At 75.9% G+C, this 3,779-nt stretch carries 5 protein-coding genes; all 5 read left to right on the forward strand.

Features of this window, described 5'->3' with window-relative positions; translation table 11 throughout:
• The coding region (gene moaA, locus ACH9EU_RS14230; protein ID WP_396414571.1) for a GTP 3',8-cyclase MoaA at positions 1–1,032 on the forward strand (1,032 nt) is incomplete at its 5' end.
• Between the two features lie 5 nt (positions 1,033–1,037).
• The gene (locus ACH9EU_RS14235; RefSeq protein WP_396414572.1) at positions 1,038–1,307 is read left to right on the forward strand and encodes a MoaD/ThiS family protein; all 270 of its coding nucleotides are present in this window, start codon (positions 1,038–1,040) and stop codon (positions 1,305–1,307) included.
• Positions 1,308–1,311: 4 nt separating this feature from the next.
• Positions 1,312–1,893, forward strand: coding sequence for an NTP transferase domain-containing protein (locus tag ACH9EU_RS14240; RefSeq protein WP_396414573.1), 582 nt, complete (start codon positions 1,312–1,314; stop codon positions 1,891–1,893).
• A gap of 201 nt (positions 1,894–2,094) precedes the next feature.
• On the forward strand, positions 2,095–2,391 hold the full coding sequence (locus tag ACH9EU_RS14245) for a DUF6457 domain-containing protein (protein ID WP_396414574.1): 297 nt from the start codon (positions 2,095–2,097) through the stop codon (positions 2,389–2,391).
• Positions 2,391–3,755, forward strand: coding sequence for a molybdopterin-binding protein (locus ACH9EU_RS14250; protein WP_396414575.1), 1,365 nt, complete (start codon positions 2,391–2,393; stop codon positions 3,753–3,755). The genes ACH9EU_RS14245 and ACH9EU_RS14250 overlap by 1 nt, the downstream gene beginning before the upstream one ends.
• Positions 3,756–3,779: the final 24 nt, after the last annotated feature.

The raw sequence follows: 3,779 nt of genomic DNA on the forward strand, positions 1-3,779 counted from the left end.
GCGCCGGCCTCGGCGGGGCTGGCCGACCGGCACGGGCGGCGGGCGACCGATCTGCGGCTGTCGGTGATCGACAAGTGCAATCTGCGCTGCACCTACTGCATGCCCGCGGCCGGGCTGCCCTGGCTGCCGGCGGCCCAGCTGATGAGCCCCGCCGAGATCGTGCGGATCGTCGGGGTCGGGGTGGGCGAGCTGGGGGTCACCGAGCTGCGCCTGACCGGCGGGGAACCGCTGGTGCGGGGCGACCTGGAGGAGATCCTGGCCGCGGTCCGGGCCGCCCACCCGCGGCTGCCCGTGTCGATGACGACCAACGCGATCGGGCTGGCCTCGCGCGCCCAGGCCCTGGCGGCGGCGGGGCTGGACCGGATCAACGTCTCCCTGGACAGCCTGGACGCTGAGACCTTCAAGGCCCTGGCCCGCCGGGACCGGCTGGGAGACGTGCTGGCCGGGGCCGAGGCGGCCGCGGCGGCGGGGCTGTCCCCGGTGAAGATCAACGCGGTGCTCATGGCCGGGGTCAACGACCACGAGGCCGCCGACCTGCTGGCCTGGGCGCTTCGGCGCGGCTTCGCCCTGCGGTTCATCGAGCAGATGCCCCTGGACGCCGACCACGGCTGGAGGCGGGAGGAGATGGTCACGGCCGCCCAGGTCCGGGACCGGCTCTCGCAGCGGTTCCGGCTGGACCCGCACCCGGGGCAGCGGGCGGGGGCCCCGGCCGAGCTGTGGGAGGTGCGCCCCCCGGCCGGCGGGCCGGTGCTGGGCACGGTGGGGGTCATCGCCTCGGTGACCGAGCCCTTCTGCGCCGCGTGCACGCGGACCCGGATCACCGCCGAGGGGCGGATCCGGTCCTGCCTGTTCTCCCACGAGGAGACCGACCTGCTGTCCCTGCTGCGCGCCGGGGCCTCCGACGCGCAGCTGGCCCAGCGCTGGCGGGCGGCGATGTGGGCCAAACCGGCCGCCCACGGCATGGACCACCCCGGGCTGGACTCCCCCGACTACGTCCAGCCCGAGCGCTCCATGAGCGCGATCGGAGGCTGACAGACGTGCTCGTGCGCTACTTCGCCGCCGCCCGCGCCGCCGCCGGCACCGACAGCGAGACCGTGCCCCTGGACGGGCCCGCCGCCCCGACCCGCCGGGAGGTGGAGTGCCTGCTGGCCGCCCGCCACCCGCAGCCCCCGTCCGGGCAGCCGCCGCTGGCACAGGTCCTCGCCCGCTCGAGCTTCCTGCTCGACGGCGTGGCCTGCCCCGACCCGCGGACGCCGATCGGCCCCGACGCCGTGCTCGACGTCCTGCCGCCCTTCTCGGGAGGCTGACCGGATGGGAGACGCCCCGGTCTTCCACGCCGTGGTCCTGGCCGGCGGACGCTCGTCCCGCCTGGACGGCCGTCCCAAGGCCCGGCTGCGGCAGGAGGGCCGCACCCTCGTCGAGCTCACGGTGCAGGCGGTGCGGGCCGCGGCGGGCGTCGTCGTCGTCGGCCCGCCCGACCTGCCCCTGCCGGAGGGCGTGCTGCGCGCCCGTGAGGACCCGCCGTTCTCCGGACCGGCCGCGGGCATCGCGGCCGGGCTGCGCGCCCTCGAGGCACTGCCGCACGCGCGCTGGACCATGACCCTGGCCTGTGACATGCCCGTGGTCTCCCGCGCCGTGCCCGTCCTGCTCGACGCCGCCCGCCGCGGCGACGCCGACGGCTACGTCTGCGTCCCGCCGGACGGGCGCCGCCAGCCCCTCGCCGCCCTCTACCGGAGCGACCGCCTGCGCGCGGCCTACGCGGGGCAGGACCCCGCGGACCGGTCGGTGTTCTCCTTCCTGCGCGGCCTCCGGCTGAGCGACGTCCCCGTCCCCGAGGAGGCGACCGCGGACGTCGACACGTGGGAGGACGTGCTGAGGTTCCGCCTCGGGTGATCTCCCGGCCGGCGGACGAGCCGTGGCGGGTCCCCGGACCCCGCGGCATCCGGTCCGGCGGGACGCCACTGTGTCCCGGAACACCACCGCCGCGGTGGATACGTGGGACGATGTGCACCGGAACCACCGGAGCAGACCACCTGAGCAGACCACCCGAGCTGACCACGGAGGGGCGGCACGACCGCCCGGGAGGAGAGCGGCATGCCCAAGGACCTGAGCCCGTCGGAGAACGAGACCATGGAGCGGTGGCTCTCGGCGGTGCGCGCGGCCCTGGACGTTCCCGACGCCGAGCTGGCCCTGGACCGTCTGCTGGAACTGACCGGGAAGGTCGCCCACAGCACCGTGCGCCCTGCCGTGCCGCCCACGGCGTTCCTGATGGGCCTCCACGTGGGCCGCGCCGTGGCGGCCGGCGAGGACGGGCAGGCCGCCCTGAGCCGGGCCCTGCGGGCCGTGGACGACCTCGTCCCCTCCGACCGACGAACCACCGAGGAGAACTGATGTCCGGACTTCCCCTGCCCCACGACACCAACAGCCCCTACACCCACGCCCTGCCCGTCGTCGAGGACGACGACCGGCCCGCCCCGGCCCCCGAGGAGGTCGAGACCCTGCACGACGCCGAGTGGCACCGCGCGCGGGAGTTCGCCTACGAGGTCGCCTCCGCGCTGCCCAGCCACTGGCTCCCGCTGCGCGAGGCGCTGGGCGGGGTCCTCGCGGAGGACGTCACCGCCCCGATCCCGGTTCCCCACTACGCGTCCTCGGCCATGGACGGCTACGCCGTGGCCGGTTCCCAGCCCTGGACGGTGGTCTTCCCCGAGCCGGTGGAGACCGACCCCCGCAAGATGCTGACCATTCCCCCCAAGGACCTGTACCGCCCCGTGCTCAACCTGGAGCCCGGGCAGGCCACGCGCATCGTCACCGGCGGGCTCGTGCCGGCCGGCGCGCGCGCCGTGCTGCGCGACGAGTACGCGCACCTGTCCGAGGAGGGGACGGTCCTGACCATCTCGGCCGACGCGCCGTCCGCCGAGGACATCCCGTACGGGCAGAACATCCGCCACACCGGTGAGGAGGTCGCCGCGGGCGACGTCATCCTGCGCGGCGAGTGCCTGCTCAACCCCGCTCACATCGCGTTCGCGGCGGTCAGCGGCCACGACATGCTCCCGGTCCGGCGCCGTCCGCGCGTGACCATCCTGCTCACCGGCAGCGAGGTCGTCGAGGACGGCATCCCCGAGCCCGGCCAGGTGCGGGACGCGTTCGGTCCCCAGCTGCCGACCTTCGTGGAGATGCTGGGCGGCTCGGTGGACCAGCTCCGACGCGTCGAGGACACCGCCCGGGCCATGCTGGCCGCCCTCACCGAGGCGCCCTCCGGCATGGCCTCCGTGCTCGACGCCCGGACGGAGGTCGTCGTCACCACGGGCGGGACGGGCCACTCCGACGCCGACCACGTCCGGTCGGCGCTCGAGGAGCTCGGGGCGGTCTTCCTCCTGGACGGCCTGGCCCAGCGACCGGGCCACCCCACCTTCCTGGCGAAGCTGCCCGAGGAGGGGCCGTTCGTCGTCGGCCTGCCCGGCAATCCCCTGGCCGCGATGGTCAGCATGTTCACGGTGGCCGAGCCGCTGCTCGCCCGGCTGCACGGCGACCCCGCGCCGACCACGCTGACCGTGCCCGCCGCGGAGGAGCTGCCCGGCCAGAAGGTCACGGCCCTGGTGCCGGGCTACCTCACCGACGGGAAGGTCGCCCCGCGGGACCGCGTCGGCGCCAACATGCTGCGGGGACTCGCGCACGCGGACGTCCTCGTCGTCGTGCCCCCGGAGGGCGTGGCGGCCGGGGCGGACGCCGAGGTGGTGCCGCTGCCCTGGCGCTGAGCCGCGGCACACCACCGGGGGCCC

Origin of the sequence: Kocuria rhizosphaerae (genome assembly GCF_044462265.1) — a bacterium.
Taxonomy (GTDB): Bacteria; Actinomycetota; Actinomycetes; order Actinomycetales; family Micrococcaceae; genus Kocuria; species Kocuria rhizosphaerae.

Coding starts and splice junctions, on each gene's coding strand:
- ACH9EU_RS14240 (WP_396414573.1), top strand. CDS start 1,312: ATGGGAGACGCCCCGGTCTTCCACGCCGTGGTCCTGGCCGGCGGACGC.
- ACH9EU_RS14245 (WP_396414574.1), top strand. CDS start 2,095: ATGCCCAAGGACCTGAGCCCGTCGGAGAACGAGACCATGGAGCGGTGG.
- ACH9EU_RS14250 (WP_396414575.1), top strand. CDS start 2,391: ATGTCCGGACTTCCCCTGCCCCACGACACCAACAGCCCCTACACCCAC.